Source organism: Nonomuraea rubra (genome assembly GCF_014207985.1).
Lineage (GTDB): Bacteria > Actinomycetota > Actinomycetes > Streptosporangiales > Streptosporangiaceae > Nonomuraea > Nonomuraea rubra.
The window spans coordinates 2,460,266-2,483,826 of the sequence record NZ_JACHMI010000001.1 but is presented as its reverse complement, the minus strand read 5'-3'; the positions used below and the strand labels follow the sequence as shown (position 1 = coordinate 2,483,826).

Annotated in this window: 22 protein-coding genes; 11 read left to right on the top strand and 11 right to left on the bottom strand. The window is 72.7% G+C overall.

Annotation, left to right across the window (positions count from 1 at the left end; translation table 11 throughout):
* Positions 1-55 precede the first annotated feature (55 nt).
* Together HD593_RS11275 and HD593_RS11270 are read right to left on the bottom strand one after the other, a co-directional pair.
* On the bottom strand, positions 56-1,231 hold the full coding sequence (locus HD593_RS11275; RefSeq protein WP_185102117.1) for a bifunctional cobalt-precorrin-7 (C(5))-methyltransferase/cobalt-precorrin-6B (C(15))-methyltransferase: 1,176 nt from the start codon (positions 1,229-1,231) through the stop codon (positions 56-58).
* A gap of 80 nt (positions 1,232-1,311) precedes the next feature.
* Complete coding sequence (locus tag HD593_RS11270) at positions 1,312-2,391, bottom strand: GNAT family N-acetyltransferase (protein ID WP_185102116.1); 1,080 nt, start codon at positions 2,389-2,391, stop codon at positions 1,312-1,314.
* 77 nt (positions 2,392-2,468) lie between these two features.
* On the opposite strand from HD593_RS11270, the gene HD593_RS11265 reads away from it, so the two are divergent.
* Both HD593_RS11265 and HD593_RS11260 read left to right on the top strand, forming a co-directional pair.
* On the top strand, positions 2,469-2,876 hold the full coding sequence (locus HD593_RS11265; RefSeq protein ID WP_185102115.1) for a DUF2795 domain-containing protein: 408 nt from the start codon (positions 2,469-2,471) through the stop codon (positions 2,874-2,876).
* A gap of 3 nt (positions 2,877-2,879) precedes the next feature.
* Positions 2,880-3,902 (top strand): baeRF2 domain-containing protein, encoded by a 1,023-nt coding sequence (locus HD593_RS11260; RefSeq protein ID WP_185102114.1) that lies wholly within the window; start codon positions 2,880-2,882, stop codon positions 3,900-3,902.
* Here HD593_RS11260 and HD593_RS11255 read toward each other — a convergent pair.
* From HD593_RS11255 to HD593_RS11245, 3 genes are read right to left on the bottom strand one after another with little or no spacing between them, the layout of a single operon-like run.
* Entirely contained in the window at positions 3,892-4,449 is a 558-nt protein-coding gene (locus HD593_RS11255) for a LutC/YkgG family protein (RefSeq protein WP_185102113.1), read from the bottom strand. The genes HD593_RS11260 and HD593_RS11255 overlap by 11 nt on opposite strands.
* Complete coding sequence (locus HD593_RS11250; protein WP_185102112.1) at positions 4,436-5,827, bottom strand: lactate utilization protein B; 1,392 nt, start codon at positions 5,825-5,827, stop codon at positions 4,436-4,438. Before HD593_RS11250 ends, HD593_RS11255 begins: the two co-directional genes overlap by 14 nt.
* Positions 5,824-6,555: a (Fe-S)-binding protein gene (locus tag HD593_RS11245; RefSeq protein ID WP_185102111.1), complete on the bottom strand. Its 732-nt coding sequence runs from the start codon at positions 6,553-6,555 to the stop codon at positions 5,824-5,826. The genes HD593_RS11250 and HD593_RS11245 overlap by 4 nt, the downstream gene beginning before the upstream one ends.
* 87 nt (positions 6,556-6,642) lie before the next feature.
* Between HD593_RS11245 and HD593_RS11240 the strand changes: the two genes are divergently transcribed.
* On the top strand, positions 6,643-7,341 hold the full coding sequence (locus HD593_RS11240) for a FadR/GntR family transcriptional regulator (protein ID WP_185102110.1): 699 nt from the start codon (positions 6,643-6,645) through the stop codon (positions 7,339-7,341).
* Here the strand turns inward: HD593_RS11240 and HD593_RS11235 are convergent.
* The gene (locus HD593_RS11235) at positions 7,338-8,765 is read right to left on the bottom strand and encodes a sulfatase family protein (RefSeq protein WP_185102109.1); all 1,428 of its coding nucleotides are present in this window, start codon (positions 8,763-8,765) and stop codon (positions 7,338-7,340) included. The two genes, HD593_RS11240 and HD593_RS11235, sit on opposite strands and share 4 nt — an antisense overlap.
* An 82-nt stretch (positions 8,766-8,847) precedes the next feature.
* On the opposite strand from HD593_RS11235, the gene HD593_RS11230 reads away from it, so the two are divergent.
* A complete protein-coding gene (locus HD593_RS11230) occupies positions 8,848-9,849 on the top strand; it encodes an LLM class F420-dependent oxidoreductase (RefSeq protein WP_185102108.1) in 1,002 nt (333 codons plus the stop codon).
* Between the two features lie 24 nt (positions 9,850-9,873).
* Here the strand turns inward: HD593_RS11230 and HD593_RS11225 are convergent, their stop codons facing one another.
* Complete coding sequence (locus tag HD593_RS11225; RefSeq protein ID WP_185102107.1) at positions 9,874-11,814, bottom strand: FtsX-like permease family protein; 1,941 nt, start codon at positions 11,812-11,814, stop codon at positions 9,874-9,876.
* Entirely contained in the window at positions 11,811-12,488 is a 678-nt protein-coding gene (locus HD593_RS11220) for an ABC transporter ATP-binding protein (protein ID WP_185102106.1), read from the bottom strand. Before HD593_RS11220 ends, HD593_RS11225 begins: the two co-directional genes overlap by 4 nt.
* A gap of 92 nt (positions 12,489-12,580) precedes the next feature.
* On the opposite strand from HD593_RS11220, the gene HD593_RS11215 reads away from it, so the two are divergent.
* Positions 12,581-13,231: a response regulator gene (locus HD593_RS11215; RefSeq protein WP_185102105.1), complete on the top strand. Its 651-nt coding sequence runs from the start codon at positions 12,581-12,583 to the stop codon at positions 13,229-13,231.
* Between the two features lie 46 nt (positions 13,232-13,277).
* Positions 13,278-14,003: a DUF4328 domain-containing protein gene (locus HD593_RS11210; RefSeq protein WP_185102104.1), complete on the top strand. Its 726-nt coding sequence runs from the start codon at positions 13,278-13,280 to the stop codon at positions 14,001-14,003.
* 150 nt (positions 14,004-14,153) lie between these two features.
* On the opposite strand, the gene HD593_RS11205 is transcribed toward HD593_RS11210, so the two are convergent.
* The 3 genes from HD593_RS11205 to HD593_RS11195 are packed head-to-tail and all read right to left on the bottom strand — an operon-like array spanning position 14,154 to position 18,902.
* The gene (locus HD593_RS11205; RefSeq protein ID WP_185102103.1) at positions 14,154-17,810 is read right to left on the bottom strand and encodes a DNA polymerase III subunit alpha; all 3,657 of its coding nucleotides are present in this window, start codon (positions 17,808-17,810) and stop codon (positions 14,154-14,156) included.
* Complete coding sequence (locus HD593_RS11200) at positions 17,810-18,076, bottom strand: DUF6504 family protein (protein WP_168015120.1); 267 nt, start codon at positions 18,074-18,076, stop codon at positions 17,810-17,812. Before HD593_RS11200 ends, HD593_RS11205 begins: the two co-directional genes overlap by 1 nt.
* 58 nt (positions 18,077-18,134) lie before the next feature.
* Entirely contained in the window at positions 18,135-18,902 is a 768-nt protein-coding gene (locus tag HD593_RS11195; RefSeq protein ID WP_185102102.1) for a GntR family transcriptional regulator, read from the bottom strand.
* 112 nt (positions 18,903-19,014) lie between these two features.
* Here HD593_RS11195 and HD593_RS11190 point away from each other — a divergent pair, with 112 nt between their 5' ends.
* Genes HD593_RS11190 through HD593_RS11170 form a run of 5 tightly spaced genes read left to right on the top strand, consistent with a single transcriptional unit; the run spans position 19,015 to position 23,509 of the window.
* Positions 19,015-20,169 (top strand): ABC transporter substrate-binding protein, encoded by a 1,155-nt coding sequence (locus HD593_RS11190; RefSeq protein ID WP_185102101.1) that lies wholly within the window; start codon positions 19,015-19,017, stop codon positions 20,167-20,169.
* A complete protein-coding gene (locus tag HD593_RS11185) occupies positions 20,166-21,038 on the top strand; it encodes an ABC transporter permease (RefSeq protein WP_185102100.1) in 873 nt (290 codons plus the stop codon). Before HD593_RS11190 ends, HD593_RS11185 begins: the two co-directional genes overlap by 4 nt.
* A complete protein-coding gene (locus tag HD593_RS11180) occupies positions 21,026-21,874 on the top strand; it encodes an ABC transporter permease (protein WP_185102099.1) in 849 nt (282 codons plus the stop codon). Before HD593_RS11185 ends, HD593_RS11180 begins: the two co-directional genes overlap by 13 nt.
* Positions 21,871-22,944 carry an ABC transporter ATP-binding protein gene (locus tag HD593_RS11175; RefSeq protein ID WP_185102098.1) on the top strand — a complete coding sequence of 358 codons (1,074 nt, stop codon included), beginning with the start codon at positions 21,871-21,873 and terminating at the stop codon, positions 22,942-22,944. The genes HD593_RS11180 and HD593_RS11175 overlap by 4 nt, the downstream gene beginning before the upstream one ends.
* Complete coding sequence (locus HD593_RS11170; RefSeq protein ID WP_185102097.1) at positions 22,934-23,509, top strand: HAD family hydrolase; 576 nt, start codon at positions 22,934-22,936, stop codon at positions 23,507-23,509. Before HD593_RS11175 ends, HD593_RS11170 begins: the two co-directional genes overlap by 11 nt.
* Positions 23,510-23,561: the final 52 nt, after the last annotated feature.

The following is a 23,561-nucleotide window of genomic DNA, read 5'->3' as shown; positions in this document are numbered from 1 at the left end:
GGTGCGGTGGACAAAGACACGCGAGGATAACCGATGCGCCCGTGTGCGGAACAGGTCACGCTGCGTGCGCGGGCGTCGCGTGCACGACGAAGACGGGGTCGGAGGCGGCCAGGCGGTGGGAGCCGTCGGGGTCGAGCACCAGCTTGGAGACCTGGATCTGGGTGCCCTCGCCGCGGTAGCCCTGCTCGCGCAGCCGCCCCAGCACGGCGGCGACCTGCTCGACCTTGCGCAGCACGCACACGAGCACGCGCGGGCCCCTGGCGGCGCAGGCGACGATCACGTCGAGGCCGCCGCCGCCCACGAAGACGGCGTCCGGGTCGGGCAGCGGCTCCAGCGCGGGCGGCGCCTGTCCCCTGGTCAGGGCCACCTTGACGCCGTGTTCGAGCACGTTGGCGCGCAGCCTGGCGCAGCGTTCCTCGTCGCGTTCGACGGCCACGACGGCCGCGCCCAGCCGGGCGCACTCGACGGCGATCTGGCCGGTGCCCGCGCCCACGTCCCACACCAGGTCGCCGAGGCGGGGGCCCAGCTTGGCCAGCACGTACGCCCGCGCCTCCGGCGGCATCCCGCCCTCGAACGGCAGCGCCCACTCCGACGGCCCCGGCTGCGCCCCCGCGACCCAGCTCGGCTCCTTCGGCTGGTGCAGCGGGTCGATGACGAGCACCACGTCGGGGTCCTTCCACGGCCTGGTCGTGGCCTCGCCCATGCGGCTGTGCGTGACGCGCTCGTCGGGCCCGCCGAGGTCCTCGCAGACGATCAGCGCGCGCGGCGTGGTGGGCGCCAGCTCCCTGGCCAGCTCGCCGGGGCCGACGCCGGGCGCGACCAGCAGCGCGACCTTGGGGTGGGCGCGGCAGGCGTTGACCGCCCTGTTGAGCTGGCGCGGGCCGGAAGGGGCGACGATCAGCGCGTCCTCCCAGTTGAGCCCGGCGCAGGCGAAGGCGCGGGTGACGAGCGAGGTGGCGGGCAGCACCTCGGGCTTGAGCCCGTGCGCGCGCAGCCTGCGTACGACGCCGAAGAAGCCGGGGTCGCCGGGCGCGAGCACGACGGCGGGGCCCTCGCCGTGTTCCAGGTGGTCGTCAAGGGCCTCCAGCAGCGCCCCGTCGGCCGCGGTCGCCGCGTTGAGCCGGAGCTGCCCGAGAACGGCGTCGGGGCCCACGACGAGCCTGGCCTCCCGCAGCTTGCCCACCGCCTTGGCCGAGAGCTCGGACCCGTCCCAGCCGACAACCGTGATCATGCGCCTCACCGTCCTCCACTCAAGGGTGACGGCTGCGGGGCGGTTTCACAAAGGGGTGCCGGGGCCAGTCCGGTGTGCCCTCAGGCCAGGTCCGAGGGGATGAGGCTGTAGACGACCAGGTCCTGGCCGCCGAGCGAGGAGCGGGCGACGCCTTCGCGGACGAACCCGGCCTTCTCCGCCACCCGCTGGGAGGCCGTGTTGCCGGGTGCGGCGCGGAGCTGGAGCCGCTCGAAGGCGTGCTGCTCCAACAGCCAGCGGGCGATCTCCCGCACGGCCTCGCCCGCGTACCCGTTGCCCCTGGCCCAGGGGGCGGTCATGTAGCCGACCTCGGCGGTCCTGCTGTGCCAGTCGATGTCGCGCAGGTCCACGTTGAGCACGAAGCGGCCGGTGGCCGGCTCCTCCCCCGTCCAGGCGGCGCCCAGGCCCCTCATCCGCATGCGCTCGGCGTGGGCGACGTAGCCCCGCGCGTGCTCCTCGTCGTAGCCGCGCGGCACCCCCGTGTACGCCTGGGTGAGCGGGTCCGCCCCGGTGACGGCCAGGTCGGGCACGTCCGCGGGCGTCTGCGGGCGCAGGAGCAGCCGCTGGGTGCGCAGCTCGGTCTTCGGCAGGGTGACGGCGGGCAGGCGCCTGTCGTGGCGCAGCAGGCCGAACATGACGAGGTCGTGCGCGCCGTCCTCGTCGAGCACCGCGTCACGCAGGACGCCTTCCCAGGTGAAGCCCGCTTTGCAGGCGACGCGGAGCGAGGCGAGGTTGTCCAGCCTGGCGGTCAGGTCGATCCTGCGCAGCCCCATGGTGTCGAGCGCCCAGGCCGTCAGGCCGCGCACCGCCTCGGTGGCGAAGCCGCGGCCCCGGTAGAGGGGGTGGACGCCGTACCCGACCTCGGTCGTGCCGGCGCTCCACGAGGTCTTGAAGAGGCTGATCGCCCCCACGATGACCCCGTCGGCGTCGGTCATGGCCAGGTGGACGCCCTGGCCGGAGCGGCGCAGCTCGTGCACGCCGTGCATCAGCCACGGGGCGATCCCCGGGATCCTGTCGGGCGCGCCCGGCGGGAGGAAGCGGGCTCCGGACTGCACGATGGAGCGGATGCGGAGGGTGTCCTTGGGGCCGAACGGCCGCAGCGTAAGCCGTTCCGTGGCGATGCTCACGTCGGGATCGAACACCCTGTGGAGGGTACACAGTCGCGATGTTTGCCCACGAAAGCGGGGGTAGGGGCGAATTGAGAGGAGTGAGGCTAATTATGGAACGTGGGAGCGACAAGCACGGACCCCGCCTCGACGACGAGCAGAAGCACGAGACCGAGGGCATGGTTCGCGGCGGCGGCACGACGCACGCCGAGGAGTGGAAGGAGCCCGAGGCCATGCCGGCGCCCGGTGAGGAGTCGCTTCACTCGTACTCACCAGGACGCGAGCCCGGCGCCCCGGAAGGCATGACGCGGCGGGACGTCGACGTCCGCAGCGACCTCGCCAAATGGCTGAGCGACACCCATTGGCCCTCGTCCAAGCGCGAGCTGCTGGCCCGCGCCCGCCGCGAGGGCGCGCCCGACCCGGTGATCGACATGGTCGAATCCCTGCCCGAGCGTGACTACACGAACATGGCCGACATCGCCAGGACGCTCGGCATCGGCGTGGAGAAGCGGAGGTGGTGAGCGGTGCGGCTCGACTTCATCCGGCCGCTGTACGAGCGGCACGGCCCGTACGCGTCGGTGTACCTGGGCGCGCTCACCGGGCCCGAACGGGCGAGCCACTGGCGCGGCGTGCGCGACCAGCTCGACGGCCAGTCAGGCCAGGCCGACAAGGCGACGCTGGACGCCCTGGAGGACGAGGCGCTGAGCGCCGCCGCCGGGCGGGCCCTGTTCGCCACGCACGGTGACGTGGTGCTGGCCGAGTCGCTGCGCGAGGCGCCGTACGAGCTGGCCACGTGGACGCCGCTGCCGCACGTCACGCCGCTGCTGATGCGGCGCGGCGAGAACGTGCCGCACATCAGGGTCATCGTGGACCACGCGGGGGCCGAGCTGACCGTGTTCGGCGGCGGCTCGCCGCGCAAGGCCACCGTCGAGGCCGCCTCGTGGCCGCTGCAGAAGACCGCCCAGGGCGGCTGGTCGCAGAAGCGGTACGAGCGCGCCGTGGACGAGGTCTGGGAGAAGAACGCCCTGGCCGTGGCCCAGGAGATCGACGAGCAGGTACGCAGGATCGGCGCCGAGCTGATCCTGGTCGCGGGCGAGCCGAAGTCGCGCTCGTACCTGCTGCACCACCTCGGCACCAAGGCGGCCGACCGGGTGACGATGGTGGAGCACGGCAGCCGCGACGACCACGGCCAGTTCGAGCAGGACGTGGAGCGGGCGCTCGACGAGTGGCTCGACCGCAGGCGCGCCGAGCTGCTCGAACGCCACCAGGAGGCCGCGGGCCCCACCGGGATGGCGCGGGTGTCGCAGGCGCTGCGCGAGGGCCGGGTGCACGCGGTGCTGCTGCCCGGTGAGCTGCCCGGCCCCGTCTGGATCGGCGAGGGCGGCACGCAGCTCGCCACCGACCGGGGCGAACTGCAGCGATGGGGCGTGGACGAGCCCATCCAGGAGCGCTCGGACTCCGCGCTGGCCAGGGCGGCCGCGATGACGGACGCCGAGCTGTGGTTCACCGACTCGGTGGCGGACGTCGCCGCGGTGCTCAGGTACTGATGATCACTTCCAGGGTGCGGGGGCCGTGCACGCCCTCGACCCGGTTCAGCTCGATGTCACTGGTGGCCGAGGGGCCGCTGATCCAGGTGAGGGGGCGGGCCGGGTCGAGCCGGGCGACGGCCTCCGGCACGCCCGGCACGATCTGGTCGGCCCGCACCACGCACAGGTGGTAGTCGGGGACCAGCGTCTGCGCCCTGGTGCCCTGGCCGGGGCCGTGGTCGAGGACGATGGTGCCGGTCTCGGCGATGGCCACGGCGCAGTTCGTGACCACGCCGTCGGCCGTGTTCACGTCGTGCCAGCCGCCCTCCCGGCCGAAGCCGTCCGGGACGATCATGCGGCGCTCGCCGAGGCATTCGTCGATCTTGCCGGGGACCTCGGCCGCCGGGACGACGTGCACGATCGCCCGGTAGTCGTCCACCCGCTCTGCGAACAGCTCCACCAGGTCGCCGCCCTGCCGGTCCGCCCGGTAGTGCCGGGGGATCTCCACGTCCCCGGCTCCGGCGACGGCCTTGCGGACCCTGGCGAGGATCTCCTCACGCGCGCTCATTCCGCTCCCACCAGTCTCTGAAGGATTCTTCGGGAATCTCGGGCAGGTCCCGGGTGTCCGTCCACGCCGACAGCGGGCCCGGCAGCCGCTTGGGCACCAGCTTCCGTACGCGGGTCGCGGCGCGCTGCGCCCTGGCCAGCCGCTCGTGGTCGTTGAGTATCCAGCCGGCCACCTTCATGCCGGCCTTCTCCGCCGCCGCGTGCGGCGCCTTGGCCCGCAGGTCCACCAGGACCTCGGGGATGTCGATGGCCACCGGGCAGGCCTCGTAGCAGGCGCCGCAGAGACTGGAGGCGAACGGCAGCGAGGCGTCCAGCTCGGAGGACATGCCTCTGAGCTGCGGGGTGAGGATCGCGCCGATGGGGCCGGGATAGACCGAGCCGTACGCGTGGCCGCCCGCGCGCTCGTACACGGGGCACACGTTCAGGCAGGCCGAGCAGCGGATGCAGCGCAGCGCCTGGCGGCCCACCTCGTCGGCGAGCACGTCGGTGCGGCCGTTGTCGAGCAGCACCAGGTGGAACTCCTGGCCTTCGACGGCGCCGGTCCACATGCTCGTGTAGGGGTTCATCCGCTCGCCCGTGGAGCTTCTGGGCAGGAGCTGGAGGAACACCTCCAGATCCCGCCAGGAGGGCAGCAGCTTCTCGATCCCGACGACGCTGATGAGGGTCTCGGGCAGGGTCAGGCACATGCGGCCGTTGCCCTCCGACTCCAGCACCACCAGCGTGCCGGTCTCGGCCACCATGAAGTTCGCGCCGGAGATCGCGACCTTGCTCCTGAGGAAGCGTTCGCGCAGGTGGAGCCGGGCGGCCTCGGTGAGGGCGGGCGGGTCGTCGGTGAGGTCGGCGGAGACGTGCGGCATCTTGTCGAGGAAGATCTCGCGGATCTCCGACCGGTTGCGGTGGATCGCGGGGACCAGGATGTGGCTGGGGAAGTCGTCGCCGAGCTGGACGATCAGCTCGGCCAGGTCCGTCTCGTACGCGGTGATGCCGTGCTCGGCCAGCGCCTGGTTGAGCTCGATCTCCTGGGTGGCCATCGACTTGACCTTGACCACCTCGGTCTCGCCGGTGGCCTTGACCAGGTCCGTCACGATGCGGTTGGCCTCGGCGGCGTCCCTGGCCCAGTGCACGGTGCCGCCCGCCTCCGTGACGGCCGCTTCGAGCTGGATCAGGTAGCGGTCGAGGTTGCGCAGCGTGTGGTCCTTGATGGCCTTGCCGGCCGCGCGCAGCTCCTGCCAGTCGGGCAGCTCGCCGACGACGCTCGCCCGCTTGTCGCGAATGGTGTGGGTGGCCTTGCGGAGGTTGAAGCGGAGCTGCGAGTTCTGTACGGCTTCCCGGGAGTTCTCCGGGAAGCTTCCTGGCATGCCGAGGAATGTCGCGCTCATTGGGCCTCCTCCGTCGATGCGAGGATCTCCGCCAGGTGCATGGTCCTGACGCCGGTCTGCTGGCGGCGCAGGGTGCCGCCGATGTGCATGAGGCAGGAGTTGTCGGCCGCGCAGAGCACCTCGGCGCCGGTGTCCATGATGGCGCGGGTCTTGTCGGCGCCCATCGCGGCGGAGACCGCCGGGTTCTTGACCGCGAACGTGCCGCCGAAGCCGCAGCACTCCTCGGCGCCCGGCAGCGGCACGAGCTCCAGGCCGCGCACGTTCCGCAGCAGCCTGGCGGGCCGGTCGCCCAGGTGGAGGCCGCGCAGCGAGTGGCACGTCGGGTGATATGTCACCCGATGCGGGAAATATGCGCCGACGTCCTCGACCTTCAGCACGTCGATCAGGAACTCCGACAGCTCGTACACCCTGGGCGCGACCTCCGCGATCGCCGCCGCTCCCCTGCTGCCCGGCCTGGCCAGCTTCGGGTACTGCTCGCGCACCATGGCCGCGCACGACCCCGACGGCGCGACGACCGCGTCGTACCCGGCGAACACCTCCGTGAAGTGCCGGGCCAGCCGCACGCCCTCCTCCCGGTAGCCGGTGTTGACGTGCATCTGCCCGCAGCACGTCTGGGCCACGGGGAAGTCCACGTCGCAGCCGAGCCTGCGCAGGAGCGACACCACGGCCTTGCCGGTGCCCGGGAAGAGCGTGTCGTTCACGCACGTGATGAACAGGGCGACTCGCACGGCTCTCCTTCCGAAGTATGGTCAGACCACAGTATGGTCAGACCATATCGAACCACAACGTTTCCGGCCAGCATGAGGAGGCTCCGGGTGGAGGACACCGGCTGGCGTCCCGTCAAGCGGACGCGGACGTTCGAGGACGTACTCGCTCAGATCGAGCGGCGCATCGCCGAGGACGGCCTCACCGTGGGCGACCGGCTGCCCGCCGAGCGCCAGCTCGCCGAGCAGCTCGGCGTCAGCCGCTCCTCGGTACGCGAGGCGATGCGCGTGCTGGAGACCCTCGGCGTGGTCTCCTCCCAGGTCGGCCGGGGGCCCGACGCGGGCGCCGTGCTCACCTCGCGCCCCGACTCCGCGCTGACCGACCTGCTCCGGCTGCACCTCGGCCTGGCCAGCCTGGAGATGCGCGAGGTCATCGACACCCGGCACATGATCGAGCAGTGGGCCGCCGCGCAGGCCGCCACGGCCCGGGCCGACACCTCCGCCCTGGCCGCCGCCCTGGCCGGCATGGACGGGGCACGGACGGCCGAGGAGTTCGTCGAGCACGACACGGCCTTCCACTGCGCGATCGCGGACGCCTCGGGCAACCGGCTCATCGCGGCCATCATGCGCTCGCTGCGCGACTCGATGCGCAGGTACTCGGTCGAAGCGGTGCAACGCCTCGGGGACACCTCCATCCTGCGCGCGGACCACGTACGGATCCTGGAGGCCATCGAACGGGGCGAGGCGGACGAGGCGACCCTGGCCGTGTCGGAGCATCTGGCGCACGCGTACCCGTCGCTGTTCCGCTAGCCCTGACTGTCGGCCTGGCGGCAGGCCGCCCCCGCGCACGCGGCCATCGCCGCCAACTGCCTGTCCAGCCGCGCCACCAGGGCCGGGTCGGCGGTCGCTGCCAGGTTGGCGAGCTGGTAGGGGTCGGTGTTCAGGTCGTAGAGCTGCCGCTCGCCCGTCTCGTACCGGACATAGGTGTACTGCTCCGTTCGCAACGCCCGATAGGCGGGCACAGGCGTCTGGGCGGCCGACGACGGGTCGGCCGGCCGGGTGAACTCCACCAGCACGTGCTTCCGCCATTCCGCGGGCGGCCTGCCGCGCAGCAGTGGCACCAGCGAGCGGCCCTCCGCGAACGGCGGCAGGACGGCCCCGCCCAGCTCGGCGAAGGTCGGGGCAAGGTCGATCGTGGCGCCCATCCGGTTGATCGTCGAGCCGGGGGCGATGCCGGGGCCGCGCACGACGAGCGGGACCCTGATCGTCTCCTCGAACGGGGTGGTCTTGCCCTGCTTGAGGCGATGCGTGCCGAGGTGGAAGCCGTTGTCCGAGGTGAAGAAGATGTACGTGTCGTCCAGCTTCCCGGCCTCCCGCAGGGCGCCGACCACCGAGCCGACGAGGTCGTCCACGCCGAGCATGGCCCGCAGCCGCCTGCGGTAGGTCTCGTCCACGTCGGCCTGGGCGTCCAGCGGGAGCGGGGGCCTGTTGCGCAGCCAGAACGGCTCGCGGCTCACGTCCGCCTGGTTGAACGACGGCGTGCGCGGCGCCATGGCCAGCGGGAAGGCGTGGGCGTGCCGGTGGGCCGGGTTGGCCGGGTTGTGCGGGCCGATCGGGGCGAGGAAGAGAAAGAACGGCTGGTCGGCGCCGGCGATGAAGTCGCGGGCCTTGCGGGCCAGCACGTCGGACAGGTAGTCCTGCTCCTCCCAGCCATAGTCGCGGGTCACGCCGTTCTCGTTGAGCCGGTAGCCGTACTCCTCGTAGAGCTTGCGCACCGGCACGTCCCACTCGTCCCAGCCCGGCGGCACGTACGTGCCCCCGGCCGTCTCGCCCGGATAGTGGTTGAGGAACTTGCCCATCAGGCCGGTGCGGTAGCCGGCCTCCCGCATCCAGGTGCCGACGGTGGAACGTTCCAGACCCTGGGTGTGGAAGCGGTCGAATCCCCCTTCCGGGGCGGTGTTGGTCAGCACGCCGTGGCTGTGGACGTGCTGGGAGCGCAGGATCGACGCCCTGGAGGGGCAGCACCAGGAGTTCGTCACGAAGAAGCGGTCGAACGAGGCGCCCTGCTGGACGAGGTGCCGCGTGATGTTGGGGAAGAGCGGCAGGGTGCCGGTCTCGAGGTCGTCGGCCAGGATGAGGACGACGTTGGGCCGGGAGTCGCCCGCCGCGATCGTCGGCTCTGCTGCGGGCAGGAGGAGCAGCAGGCACGCGAGTCGACAGAGAGCCTTGAGCACAGAGTGTGACTACCCCGGAAGATCCTCCATTGACACTTGGGACATCCCCGGACGTAATAGAACTTAATTCCGGAGGTGTCCCATGAAGCTCGGTCTGAACCTCGGCTACTGGCAGCGCAACGCCGACGACGCGACAGAATCGGTCCTGGCGGCCGAGCGGCTCGGCTACGACTCGGTGTGGACGGCCGAGGCGTACGGCAGCGACGTCTTCACGCCGCTGGCCTGGTACGGCGCGCGTACGTCCCGCATCAAGCTGGGCACCTCGATCGCCCAGATCTCGGCCAGACCTCCGGTCACCACCGCGATGACCGCCATGACCCTCGACCACCTCACCGGCGGCCGGCTGCTGCTGGGCGTGGGCGCCTCGGGGCCGCAGGTGGTGGAGGGCTGGTACGGCCAGCCGTTCGCCAGGCCGCTGGCCAGGACCCGCGAGTACGTCGAGATCATGCGCAAGGTGTGGCGCCGCGAGGAGCCGGTGACCAGCGACGGCGACCACTACCCGCTGCCGCTGCCCGGCGGGCTGGGCAAACCGCTGAAGTCCATCACCCATCCGCTCCGCCCCGACATCCCCCTCTATCTCGGGGCGGAAGGACCGAAGAACGTGGCGCTGGCCGCCGAGGTGGGGCAGGGCTGGCTGCCGCTGTTCGCGTTCCCCGAGAAGATCGAGGAGATGTACGGCGAGGCGCTGTCGGGCGCCGAGCCGGGCTTCGACGTGGCGGCCATGGTGATGGTGCTGATCTCCGACGACCTGCGGGCCGCGCTCGACGTGGTCAAGACGATGCTGACGCTGTACATCGGCGGCATGGGCGCCAAGCAGCGCAACTTCCACGCCGACATCATCGGCCGGATGGGCTACGCCGAGGCCGCCGAGCACATCCAGGCGCTGTACCTGGCGGGGCGCAGGGACGAGGCGTTCCGGGCGATCCCGGACGAGCTGGCCGACGGCATCTCGCTCGTCGGCCCGCCCGGCCGGATCAAGGAGCGGCTGGAGCTGTGGCATCGCAGCCCGGTCACCAGCCTGCTCGTCATGGGAGTGCGGGACGAGCCCTCGCTGAAGCTCGTCCGCGACCTCGTACTCGGTTAGCCGCACTCGGATAGCCGCACTCGGTCAGTCGGGGCGGGGCGCCGGGTCCTCGGTGACCGAGCGGAGCAGCGGGCGGCTCAGCGCGCCCGCCCCGACCACCCCGGCGAAGCCCGCCACGACGCAGCCCGCCAGCGTGAGCGCGCCGACCACGTTCATGCCCCCGATCATGAACGGCACCGCGCAGAACGCCCCGACCAGGATCGCCCCGCCGCCCATGACCGTCAGCGGGACCAGCGTCTCGGCGCGGCGGGCCCGGTCGAGCACCTCCAGCGGCGTGCCCGCCAGGCGCAGCAGCCCGTACGTCTGCCGCCGGTCCAGGATCGACGACGCGGCCGTGATCCCCGAGCTGGCGATGGCCACCAGGAACGACACCGACAGCACCACGATCGTGCCCACCCTGACGTCGGCCAGGAGCTGGACGCCGAACCGCTGGTCGTCACGTTCCGTGGTGGGCGTGCGGCCGGGCACCAGGCCGGCCATCGCGGTGCGGGCGCGGTCGAGGGTGGCGGTGTCGGCGGAGCTGCCCAGGGCCGCCACCACGACGTCCTTGACGGGCTTCACGGTGGCCTGCACGCCGGCCGCGCGCAGCCGCTCTCGGGCCTGCCCCACCACCTCCGCCACCTGCCCGGCGGGCGCGGTGACGCGGAGCTGCGGCGGGCCGGACGCGTCGCCGTCGAACGCCGCCGGGCTGAGCAGGCCGAGGAAGCCCGCCACGAAGCCGGTCAGCGCCACGCCGCTCACCGTGCGCCAGGCGGCGCGCGGGTCGTCCACCAGCCGCCGGCCTGCCAGCAGCCGGGCGGGGCCCCGCGCGCTCGCCGCCGTGATCCGGCCGATCACGCCGACCACCCACGGCCCCACCAGGTTGATGCACAGGAACGCCAGCGCGAGCGCCACCGCGATGACCGCGACGCTGGTGCCCCTGGTCAGCATCGGGAACACGGCCAGCACCGCCAGCAGGGCGAGCACCCGTACGAACCGCATGGCCGGCGGCGTCTCCCGCCTGGCCACGCCGAGCGGGCTCACCACGACCCGCCGCAGGCCGGCCACCGCGGAGAGCCCCACCAGCAGCGGCACCGCGACCAGCACCCCGGCCAGGACGAGCGGCCCGGGGAACAGGTCGGCGGCGAACCACGGCCCGCCCTGCATCTCGATCCCGGCCAGCAGCGGCACGGCCAGGGCGAAGGCGACGGCCCCCGCGAGCGCGCCGGCCAGCGCGACCATCACCGCCTCCGCCACGGTCATCGCGACGACCTGCCCGGGCGTGGCCCCGACCAGGCGCAGTGCGGCCAGCCGCTGGTCGCGCCTGGCCACCGTGAGCCGGGCCGCCGCGCCCCCGAACACCAGCAGCGGCACCACCATGAGCACGCTGGCGACGAGCGAGAGCATCCGGTACGCCTCCGCGTCCTCGCTCGGCTGCCCCGCCAGGCTCGCGACCTTGACGGGCGGCTTGGCGACGATCCAGTCGCCGGAGCGGGCCGCGGTCATCGCGGGACTGTCCGGCGCGTGGCCGACGACCGCGACCAGCTCGCCCGGATGCACCAGCCCCTCGTCGCCGAGCACCCCCTCCGGGCCGGGGTAACGGCCGGCCAGCTCGCCGGCGGGCAGCTCCCTGGCCAGCTCGGCCAGCGCGGGCGACAGCCACACCTCGCCGGGCGCGGGGAAGCGGGGCAGCCCCGGCGGCGGGGCCGGGCTCTTACCGGGGAGCGCGGCCAGGTCGATCACGGTGATGGCCTGGTCGCGGACGAAGTCGTAGCGGGACGCCTCGACGGCCACCGCGCCCGAGGTGGCCGGGACGGGGTTGCGCCAGGCGCCGCGCTCGGCCCTGGCCTGGAAGGCGGAGTTCGCGGCCACCGCGAACAGCAGCAGCGCCGTGGCCACCGCGACGGCGGCCAGCGTGAGCCAGGTGCCGAGCAGCCCCCTGCGGCCGCCGCCCCTGAGCAGCCGCCAGGTCAGGTCGAGGTTCACGCGAAGGCCCCGCTCACCAGCAGGCGGCCGTCACGGACCTCGACCGTGCGGTCGCACCAGGCGGCCACGTTCGGGTCGTGGGTGACGACGATCAGGCAGGCGTCGTTGTGCTTGGTGGCCTCCACCAGCAGCCGCATCGTCTCCTGCCCGGTCTGCTGGTCGAGCGCCCCCGTGGGCTCGTCGGCGAAGACCACGGCCGGCCTGGTGACCAGCGCCCTGGCGATGGCCACCCGCTGCGCCTGGCCGCCGGACAGCTCACCCGGCCGCCTGGACTCCATGGAGTGCAGGCCGAGCGGGGGGAACCACTCGCGGGCCTGCCGTACGGCCTGGGCCCTCGGCACCCCGCCCAGCATGAGCGGGAGCGCCACGTTCTCCTCGGCGGGCAGCTCGGGCAGGAGCTGGCCGAACTGGAAGACGAAGCCGAAGCGGGTGCGGCGCAGCGCGCTGCGCCTGCGCTCGCCCAGCGAGTCGATGCGCTGGCCGAGCAGGTGCACCTCGCCCCCGTCCGGCTTCATGATGCCGGCCAGGCAGTGCAGCAGCGTCGACTTGCCGGAACCGCTCGGCCCCATGATCGCCACGGCTTCGCCCGCCCGTACCGCGATGTCCACGCCGCCCAGGGCGACCGTCTGCCCGAACCGTTTGGCCAGGGCCCGTCCAACAAGCACGTCGTTCATGCCGTCCAGGCTCCCGCCGGAGGCGGTGCCGGGGGATCGGCCGTGCGTCCATATCCGCCTCGGCCGAACGGCTGATCCCTAGAGTTGAGGCCGTGACTATTCGGGTTCTCATCGCAGACGACCAGCAACTGGTGCGCACCGGCTTCCAGATGATTCTGGACGCCCAACCGGACATGGAGGTCGTGGCCGCGGTCTCGGACGGGGCCGAGGCCGTCGCGGAGGCCAGGCGGCTGCGGCCGGACGTGTGCCTGCTCGACATCAGGATGCCCAAGCTCGACGGGCTCGAGGTGACCCGCGTGCTGGCGGGTCCCGGCGTGGAGAACCCGATGCGGGTCGTCATCGTCACCACCTTCGACCTGGACGAGTACGTGTACGGAGCCCTGCGCTCCGGCGCCACCGGCTTCCTGCTCAAGGACAGCGGGCCCACCCTGCTGATCGAGGCGGTCAGGGCCGCGGCGGCCGGCGACGCGCTGGTGTCGCCGTCGATCACCGTGCGGCTGCTGCAGCACCTGGCCCAGCCCCGCCGCCGGGCCGCGCTGCCGGTGAACGACCCGCTGACGGACCGCGAGCTGGACGTCGTCCGCCTGGTGGCCAGGGGGCGGACGAACCAGGAGGTGGCCGGGGAGCTGTTCGTGTCACTGTCGACGGTGAAGACCCACCTGGGCAGCATCCAGGCCAAGCTCGGTGTCCGCAATCGGGTTGAAATCGCAGCTTGGGCGTGGGAATCCGGCGTGGTGAGCTGATTAACAGCGGGGCTGCCGGGATACAAGTGAATCAGAACCTCAGCGCATGGCCCGGGGGGAGATCAACGTGCGCTACACCCAGGCATCGCCCGCCAGAGCCGCCTCTGCCGTCTACGTGACGCTCACCGCCCAGATCCTCTCCCTCGGCGCTCTCGTGAGCTTCGAGCTGTCCCGCGGGCGCCGGCTCGCCGCCGAGCTGGCCGCCTTCGGCGGGCGCCCGCAGGGGGCCGACGCCGAGGCCGTGGTGGGGGCGGTGACGATGTTCGCGGTGCTGATGATGCTGGTGGCGGGCACCACGATCGCCGCCGCTGCCGCCTACGTCACCTGGCTGGTACGTGCCAGGCAGGCCAACGACCGCTCCGCCGCGGCCACCCCCGTCGCGGCGGCCTGGCTGCTTCCCGGCGTCAACCTCGTCGCGCCCGCGGTGCTGGTCGACGAGGTCTGGCGCGGCACCCGCCCGCCGGCCGGGCGGCGCGGGCGGTGGCTGGCGCTGCTGGCGGGGTGGTGGGCGGCCTGGCTGGCCACGCTCGCCCTGGTGACGATCCGGCTGCCGCTCGGCGCCTCCGCCGGCGACCTGACGGGGGTGGGGGTGCCGGAGCTGGCCTGCGCCTCGGTGGCCGCCCTGCTGTGCGGCTGCACCGTACGCGAGCTGACCCGCCTGCAGCGCGCGTCCCGCTCGGCCCGCGCCGTCGAGCCCGGCACCGTACGCACCTTCTCCCCGCAGCCGGCCCAGCCTGCGCCGGGGTCCACGGCGATGGGGCGCACGAGCTAGCGGCCCAGGATCACCCCGCGAACGGCCCACGATGCGCACGTCACGGCGGCCGGCCCTGTGAACCGGAGGAGCGTTTCCCTGGACGGGGGCCGGCCACGTGCGGTGGGTGGGGTGACGTTGGCTGTGCCGTAAAGAATGAATAGGGAGCGATCACGCCGCCGTGGGACCCGAGCTGCCCGGGCTGGCGTGCCAGAGCTGGCGGGGCGGGTTGGCGGTGATGGCCGGGCCGAGGTCGGAGTAGGGCGAGAGGCGGAAGCCGTTCGCGTACTCGATCTTGCGCCCGCCGACCCCCGCCAGCTCCTCCGGCGCCCGCTCGACGGCGGCGCGCACCGCCTCGATGCCGCGGGAGCGCCACAGCGCGTCGAGGTCGGCGAGGTTCCAGCAGTCGACCGCCCGCAGCGACACCGCCCGGGTCCCCGTGCGCCGGACCACCCCCCTGGCCAGCATCAGCCACGAGCCGAACACGATCGACGCGCACCGCCCCTGCACCGACTCGAAGAACGTCAGGTCGACCGGCCCCGTCGAGTCGTCGAGCGTGGTGAAGATGACGCGCTGGCCCGAGCGCACGGCCGGGGTCTGGGTGGCCACCTTGACCCCCGCGACCAGGATCTCCGCCCCGTTGCGCTGGGCGAGCAGGTCCCTGGAACGCACCACCCCCAGCGCGTCGAGCAGCTCGTCGTGGAAGCTGATGACGTGCCGGCTGACGTCGATGCCGAGGATCTCCAGCTCGGCCTCGACCATCTCCGTCTCCGTCATCTCGGGCAACTCCCCCGGCGACAGCCTCTCGCCGAACCCGAGCGGAAGCTGTACCGCCGGGGGAGCCGCGTTCCTGGAGAGATCCAGATGGGAGTGGTAGCGCTTGGACCTGCGCGGGCCCGCCTGCACGCCGATCGCCGAGGCCCGGTCGAGCACGCCGACCTGGGCGATCAGGTCGCGCCTGGTCAGCTCGCCGGGACGCCAGCGCCGGCGCCCGCCCGGGTGCAGGTCGTGCAGCGCGTCGAGGCCGCCCACCTGGACGATCCGCTCGATCGTGGGCCGCGAGGGCCGGGCGCGGTCCCAGAAGTCGGCCAGCGACGTGTACGGCTGCCCCGCCACCATCCGCTCGACCTCGGCCTCGCTCACCCCCTTGATCGCCGAGAACGGCACCCGCAGCGCGTACCCCTTGCCGATGTCGCCGATCTTGAAGTCCCTGACCCGCCGCCGCGCGTCGTCGGGGGCGCCGAGGGCGGCGGGCCGCACGCGGACCTGGACGCGCGGCCCGAGCCGCTCCACCTGCCAGTCCCTGCCCGACTTGTTGATGTCCAGCGGCAGGATCTTCACCCCGCACTGCCTGGCCTCGTCGATGATGACCCGCGGCGGGTACATGCCGGGCTCGTGCGTGAGCACCCCGGCGAAGAACGCCGCCGCGTGGTGCCGCTTGAGCCAGGCCGACTGGTACGTCGGCAGCGCGAACGCCGCCGCGTGCGCCTTGCAGAACCCGAACGAGCCGAACGCGTCCAGCACCTGCCAGGCCCGCTCCACGGCCGCGTCGTCGAACCCGTTGGCCTTGGACAGCGGCACGAACGCCCTGCGCACCCTGGCCCGCCCCTCGGGCGTGTCGAGCGTGCGCCGCAACATCTCGGCGTACGACAGGTCGCGCCCGGTCATCACCGAGATGATCTTCAGCACCTGCTCGTGGAAGACGACGACGCCGTGCGTCTCGCTCAGCGCCTCCCGCAGCCGCTCGTGCGGGTAGTACGGCTGCCGCCACCCGTGCCTGGCCTCCAGGTAGGGGGTGACCATGTCGGAGTTGACCGGCCCCGGCCGGAACAGCGAGATGTCCACGATCAGGTCGTGCATCCTGCGCGGCTCCAGCTTGGCCACCAGCTCGCGCTGCCCCGGCGACTCGATCTGGAAGCAGCCGAGGGTGCGGGAGGCGCAGATCATGTCGTAGGTGTCCTGGTCGTCGTGCGGCACGTACTGGACCTCGGGGTCGTCGCCCTGCTGCGTGTCGAGCTCGACCACGACGTCGTCCACCCGCTTGATCTCGCTCAGCGTGTACGCCATCGCGGACTGCATCCGCACGCCCAGCACGTCGAGCTTGAGCAGCCCGGCCTCCTCCACGTCGTCCTTGTCGAACTGCGACATCGGGAACTCCAGCAGGCTGCGCTCCACCGGCGTGCGGTCGTGCAGCCCGGCGTTGCCGATCAGCACGCCGCACGGGTGCAGCGCGATGTGCCTGGGCAGGCCGTCGAGCTTCTCCGCCAGCCGGAACACCCGGTCGAGCCCGGCCTCGCCGAGCCGGCTCTCGCGCAGCTCGGGCAGGTCCTCCAGCGACGCGGTGATCTGCCTGGCCCTGATGTGCGGGAAAGCCTTGGCGATGGCGTCGATCTCGTGCGGCGGCAGGCCCATCGCCCCGGCGACGTCGCGGATGGCGCTGCGGGCCCGGTAGGTCTCCATCATGGACACGCAGGCCACGCGGGACTCGCCGTAGCGGTCGAAGATGGCCTGGTAGCAGTCGAGGCGGCGGGCCGACTCGACGTCCACGTCGATGTCGGGCAGCCCGATGCGGCCCTCCGACAGGAACCGCTCCATGAGCAGGCCGTGGTCGAGCGGGTTCACCTCGCCGATGCCGATGAGGTAGTTGACCAGGCTGCCGGCGCCCGAGCCGCGGATGGCGCAGCGGATGCCCATGCCGCGGATCATGTCCGTGATGCCGGCCACGGCGACGAAGTAGCCGGACAGGCGCTTGCGCTCGATGATGGCCATCTCGTCCCCGAGCCGGCCCCTGGCGTCCGCGGAGCGGTCGAGGCCGCGCCGGATCAGGCCGTCCTCGACCCGGTGGCGCAGCAGCGGCACGGGGTCGCGGCCGATCTCCGGCAGGTGCAGGTCCGGCGGGTCGTTGCGGAGCGCGAGCAGGACGAGCGGGTCCATCGCGCACGCCTCGGCCAGCCGCCTGGTGGTGAACAGCAGCCTGGCCACCCGCTCCTGGTCCGCGCCGCACACCTTGGCCGCCACCTGCCGCATCTCCTTGGTGCTCTTGAGGTAGGCGTGGGAGGTGGTGCGTTCCAGGTGGCGCGGGTGCAGCGGGACGAGCTGGCGGGCCGCGTCGAGCACGTCGCCGACCTGGTGGTCGGCGGGGTCGAGGTAGCGCACGGCGTTGGTCAGGATCGCCGGCACCCCCGCGGACTCGGCCAGGCCGAGCATGCGCACGGCCGTGGTGGCGTCGCGGAAGCCGTACTGGTCGACCAGCTCGATCACCACGCCGGGCACCGCGGCCCGCCACAGGCCGAGCAGCGCCCTGGCGTGCTCGTCGCGCCGCGCGGCCACCGCGCGGCCCACGTCGGACCTGGGGCCGAGCAGCACCACGAGCCCGTCCTCCGCGCCGAACCCGTGATCTCCGCCGGGACCGCCCGCCCATGCGCCGACCAGCTCGCGGGTCACCTTGGGCGCGCCGCGCTCCCCCGCGCGGTGGGCGGCCGTGACCAGGCGGCACAGGCGGGACCAGCCCTTGCCGCGGGCCAGCACGGTGACGCGGTCCTCGGCGTCCGGGCCGGTGCGCGGGCGCGGCGCGCGGGCTCCCGGCACCGGGCTGAAGGCCGGGGCGGGGGTGTCGAGCGCCAGGTTCACGCCGAGCACCGGCGCGATGCCGGCCTCCGCGCACGCCTGGGCGTGCTTGACCGCGCCGTAGAGGCCGTCGCGGTCGGTCAGCGCGAGGATGTCCATCCCGTGCTCCACCGCCCGGTTCACCAGCGCTCGCGGGAACGCGGTGCCGTAACGCATGGAGTAGGCGGAGCACACGTCGAGGTGCGGGAACGGGGGCGCCATCAGTCCCACGCCCTCAGCAGCAGCCAGCCGTTGCTGGCGGTGTCGTAACGCAGCTCGTAGGAGCCCACCTCGCGGCCGGGGCTGGCCTCCACCCGCCAGAACTGGCGCTCGCCGGGGTCGCCCTCGCCGGTCTTCCACCACTCGCGCGCGACGACCCACTGGTCGAGGACGCGGCGGACGAGGTAGAGGCGGTCGCGCCAGACGAACTGGGTCGGCTCCCCGTCCCTGGTCCACACCTCTATCGGATCGCCATAGAGTCTGCTCAAGATCGCTTCTCCCCGCGGCTCTGGTCCTTGTGCTGAGCCACCCGGGGGAAGACGGGCGCTATGACTCGAACATATGTTCTCCGGCGCCGAAACGCAAGTCGCCCGCCTGCCGTACGAGCGGGTTGGCGCCGATCGAGTTGCGGATGCTGAAGGCCACGCTGCCTGCGCGGTAGCGGTCGTCGGACGTCTCCACGGGGCGGCCCTCGTGGGTGGTCGTGGTCCTGCGCTGGCGCAGCAGCGGGCTGCCCCGGCGCACCCCCAGCAGGCGGGCGTCCTCGGCCCCGGCGGGCACGGCGTCGATGAGGTGCTCGCCGTAGGCGAACACCAGGCCGATGGACTCGTACAGCGCCTCGGTGACCGACTCGCAGTCGGCGGGCAGCTTCTCGACGGCGCCGGCCACCCACTCGGCGTACACCGTCCGCTCCAGCAGCACGGGCTCGCCCTCCAGCGTGCGCACGCGCAGCACCTCCAGCACCTCCGGCGAGCCCAGCCTGCCGGGCTCGGGGCCGCGGGCGGCCCGGCGGCGCTGGGCGATCACCTGGCCGCCGTAGCGGTAGCCGTTCGCGCGCGCCCACTGGGCGAAGCTGTGCAGCTCGGCGAAGCTCTGGCTGCGCGTCTTGCCGAGCACGATGCGCCTGGCGCCCTGCCGGGAGCCGACCAGCCCCTCGGCCGCCAGCACGGCGATGGCCTGGCGTACGGTGCCGCGGGCCGCGCCGTGCCGTCCGGCCAGCTCGGCCTCGCTGGGGAGCTGGGAACCTACCGGATGCGCGCCGGACAGGATCTCGTCCCGCAGCTCATCGGCTATCCGTTCATAGCGCGCAACCATCCCCGATCCTTCCCATTCATGAAAGTGCAACATTGATGCGACTTACTGGGGCTCGCTTGTTTGTACAAGTTCTCCTACGTTCTTGACATACCCCCTGGAAAGTGGAGGCGTCGTGTTCACACCTCGCGCCCGAGCGGCCGGCATTGTCGCAGCCCTAACCGTAGTCACCGCGGCGTGCGGCGCCGCCCCGAGCACCCAGCAGACCACCCAGGCCTCGCAAGGCGGGGTGAACGCCGCCACCGCCACCTCCGCCGCGGACTTCGGCGGGCTCGACAAGCTGGTCGAGGCGGCCAAGAAGGAGGGCGCCCTGCACGTCATCGCCCTGCCGCCCGACTGGGCCAACTACGGCGAGATCATCGAGAAGTTCCAGACCAAGTACGGCATCAAGATCGAGAGCGAGACTCCCGACGCCGCCAGCGCCGACGAGATCAACGCCGTCAAGACGCGCAAGGGCCAGGACCGCGCCCCCGACGTGCTCGACCTCGGCCAGTCGTTCGCGATCAGCGGGGCCGCGGAGGGGCTGTTCGCGCCGTACAAGGTGCAGACGTTCGACAAGATCCCCGAGGGCCAGAAGGAGCCGACGGGGCTCTGGGTCAACGACTACGGCGGCTACGTGTCCATCGGCTGCGACGCCAAGAAGATCAAGACCTGCCCGGCGAGCTTCGCCGACCTGCTCAAGCCCGAGTACAAGGGGCAGGTCGCGATGAACGGCAACCCGACCGAGTCCGGCTCGGCCTTCGCCGGCGTGTACGCCGCCGCGATCGCCAGCGGCGGCTCCTTCGACGACATCCAGCCCGGCATCGACTTCTTCAAGAAGCTCAAGGAGGCGGGCAACTACAACCCGGTCGAGACCACGCCCGCCACCATCGAGAACGGCGAGACCAAGATCAGCATCGACTGGGACTACAACAACGCCGCCTACGCTCCCCAGCTGACCGCCAAGGGCATCGACTGGAAGGTGAACGTGCCGTCCGACGGCAAGTACTTCCAGATGTACGCCCAGGCCATCAACAAGGACGCCCCGCACCCGGCCGCCGCCCGCCTGTGGCAGGAGTACCTCTACAGCGACGAGGGCCAGAACCTCTACCTCAAGGGCTTCGCCCGGCCCGTCCTGCTGCCCGCGATGACCGCCGCCGGCACCGTGGACCAGGCGCTGGCCGCCAACCTGCCCGCGGTCGACGGCGAGCCCGCGTTCCCGACGACCGCCCAGGTGGACGCGGCCAAGGCCAAGCTGGCCGCCGGCTGGGACACCGCGATCTCGGGATGAGCCGCTCCGGTACGGAGGCGCGGCCCGGCTCCGGCACGGAGGCGCGGCCCGGCTCCGGTTCGCGAGGCTGGCTCGGGGCGCTGCCGCTGCTCGCGTTCTTCGCGCTCGTGTTCGGCGTCCCCGCCATCGTGCTGGTGGCGGGGGCGTTCACCGCGCAGGGGCGGCCCAGCCTGGCCAACCTGTCGCAGAGCCTCCAGGGCGGCTACCTCACCGCCATGCTCGGCAGCGTCCGGCTGTCGGCCGTGGTGGCGCTGCTGGGAGCCGTGCTCGGCACGTTCCTCGCGCACGCCATCGTCACCTCCCGCGGCACGATGTTGCGGGAGGCCGTGCTGACCGCGTCCGGCGTGCTGGCCAACTTCGGCGGGGTGCCGCTGGCGTTCTTCTGGATCGCCACGCTCGGCAACTCCGGCGTGGTCAGCGGCCTGATCGGGCTGCCCTCCGGCTCCCTGTACACGTTCTGGGGGCTGGTCGTCGTCTACCTGTACTTCTCGGTCCCGCTCATGGTGCTGGCCATGGCGCCCGCGCTGGACGGGCTGCGCCCGCAGTGGCGCGAGGCGGCGGCGAACAGCGGGGCCACCACCTGGCACTACTGGCGCTTCGTCGCGCTGCCCGTGCTGGCGCCGGCCATGCTGGGCGGGGTGGTGCTGCTGTTCGGCGGCGCCTTCTCCGCCTACGCCACCGCGAACGCCATGGTCGGCACCGTCGTCCCGCTCGTCACGCTGAAGATCGCCAGCGCGCTGACCGGCGACGTGCTGATCGGCTACGAGAACATCGCGCTGGCGCTCAGCCTCGACATGGTCGTCGTGGCCGGGCTCGTCATGGCGATCTACCTGCCGCTGCAGAGGAGGACCTCCCGATGGCTGCACTGACCGGCCTGGAACGGGTCTCAGGGGCCGCGCCGCGGCGGCCGGGCGCGTGGTGGCGCGGGCTGGTGTTCCTGCTGGCCGCGGCCTACTTCCTGGTCCCCCTGGGCACCGCCTTCTGGTACACGATCTACACGCCGACCGCCGGGGTGTCCCTGTCGGCGTACGGGGAGCTGCTCACGGCCGACGGCTTCGCCCGGTCGCTGTCGCTCTCGCTCGGGCTGGCCGTGGCCACGATCGTGGTCGTGCTGCTGCTGGCGCTGCCGGCGATGCTGGCCGTACGGCTCTTCGCGCCCCGGCTGCGGCCCGTCATGGAGGTGTTGTGCACGTTGCCGCTGGTGGTGCCGCCGATCACGTTCGTGGCGGGGATCGGGACGGCGCTGCGCGGCGGGACCGACCTGCTGGCTCCCACCCCGTTCTGGGCCACGCTGATCGCCGTGCAGGATCCGGCGTTCCCCGTGGTGCTGGTGCTGGCGTACGTGGTGCTGGTGCTGCCGTTCGTCTACCGGTCGCTGGACGCCGGGCTGCGCACCATGGACGTGCGGACGCTGGTGGAGGCGGCGCGCAACCTGGGCGCGTCGTGGCCGTACGTGCTGGTGCGGGTCATCGTGCCGAACCTGCGCTCGGCCCTGGCCAGCGCGTCGTTCCTGACGCTGGCGCTGGTGCTCGGCGAGTACACCGTGGCCAGCCTGCTCGGCTACGAGCCGTTCGCGGTGTGGATCGTGACGGTGTCGGGCTCCAAGGGACAGCTCTCGGTCGCGGTGTCGATCCTGAGCCTGCTGCTCATCTGGCTGCTCTTGCTGGCCGTGTCCACGGTCTTCAGTAGGGAGAAGGGGAAATGACCGCATCGGTGGAGTTCCGCGCGCTGCGGCGGACGTTCGGCAAGACGGTCGCGCTGGACGGCCTGGACCTGGTCGTCGCGCCCGGCGAGCTCATCGCCCTGCTCGGCCCCTCGGGCTGCGGCAAGACGACGGCGCTGCGCTGCGTGGCCGGGTTCGAGCGGCCGGACTCGGGGGCCGTGCTGGTGGACGGCAAGGACGTGACGAACGTCCCCGCCAACAAGCGGGACGCGGGCATGGTCTTCCAGTCCTACTCCCTCTTCCCGAACCTGAACGCCCGCGACAACGTCGCCTTCGGCCTGCGCGTGCGCAAGGTCCCGGTGGCCACCAGGCGGGCCAGGGCGGGCGAGCTCCTCGACCTCGTCGGCCTGCCGGCCCACGCCGACCGCTACCCGCACCAGCTCTCCGGCGGCCAGCAGCAGCGCGTCGCGCTGGCCCGCGCGCTCGCCCTGGAGCCGCGCGTGCTGCTCCTGGACGAGCCGCTGTCGGCGCTGGACGCCAAGGTACGGGTCGCGCTGCGCGAGGAGATCCGCCGCCTCCAGCTCGACCTGGGCATCACCACCGTCTTCGTCACCCACGACCAGGAGGAGGCCCTGTCGGTCGCCGACCGGGTCGCGGTGCTCCGCGACGGGCGCCTCGAACAGGTCGGCGCGCCGGCCGAGGTGTACGACCGGCCGGCCACGCCGTTCGTGGCCGAGTTCGTCGGCACCATGAACCACCTGGCCGGGCGGGTCTCCGGCGACCACGTGACGGTGCTCGGCCAGCTCCTTCCGGTGGACGGCCCCGTTCCTGCGGATCCGTCCGTGGACGTGCTGATCCGTCCGGAGGCCGTGCAGGTCGTCCCGGCCGACGACGGGCCCGCCGAGGTGCTGGCGGCCTCGTTCCGCGGCGCCTCCGTACGGCTCAGGCTCGCCGTCGAGGGCGGCGAGGTGCTCGCGGACGTCCCCGGCCACGAGGCCGCCCGCCTCGGCCCCGGCGCGCGCGTCACGGTACGCCTGGTGGAGCGGCCCGTCCTCGTCGCGGCCCGCACCGTGACGGTCCCCGCCCCCGTCGTGGCAGCCGATGCCGTCTGACCCGGCGGCCGTCCTGCTGGACATGGACGGCACCCTGGTGGACACCGAGCGGCTGTGGTGGCAGGCCGTCGCCTCCGTCGCGGGACGACCGCTCACGGCCGTGGACGTGCCGCACGTCCACGGCCGCACGATCGAGGACGTGGCCGCCTACCTCGGCTCGCCCGAGCTGACCGGCCCGCTCACCGACGCCTTCGCCGACCGGATCCACCGGGACCTGACGGTCGTGCGGGGCGCACCCGAGCTCCTGGCCGGCCTCGCCGCCGTCGCCGTCCCCACCGCGCTGGTCAGCGCCTCTCCCCGGAGCATCGTGGAGCTGGTGCTGCCCCGGCTGGGGCACGCGTTCGACCTGGTGATCGCCAACGAGGACACGGAGCGGGGCAAGCCGTGGCCGGACCCGTACCTGGAGGCGGCCCGGCGGCTCGGGGCCGCGCCCTCACGGTGCGTGGCCATCGAGGACAGCCCGGCGGGGGTCGCGGCGGCGCGGGCGGCGGGGTGCCGGGTGCTGGTGGTGTCGCCGGCGCAGGGGCTGCCGTCGGTGCAGGCCGTACGGGCTTGGCAGGCGTGACGCACAGGCTCGGCGCTGCTGTACGCGTGTCTTCGCGCCGGATCTGCGGCGG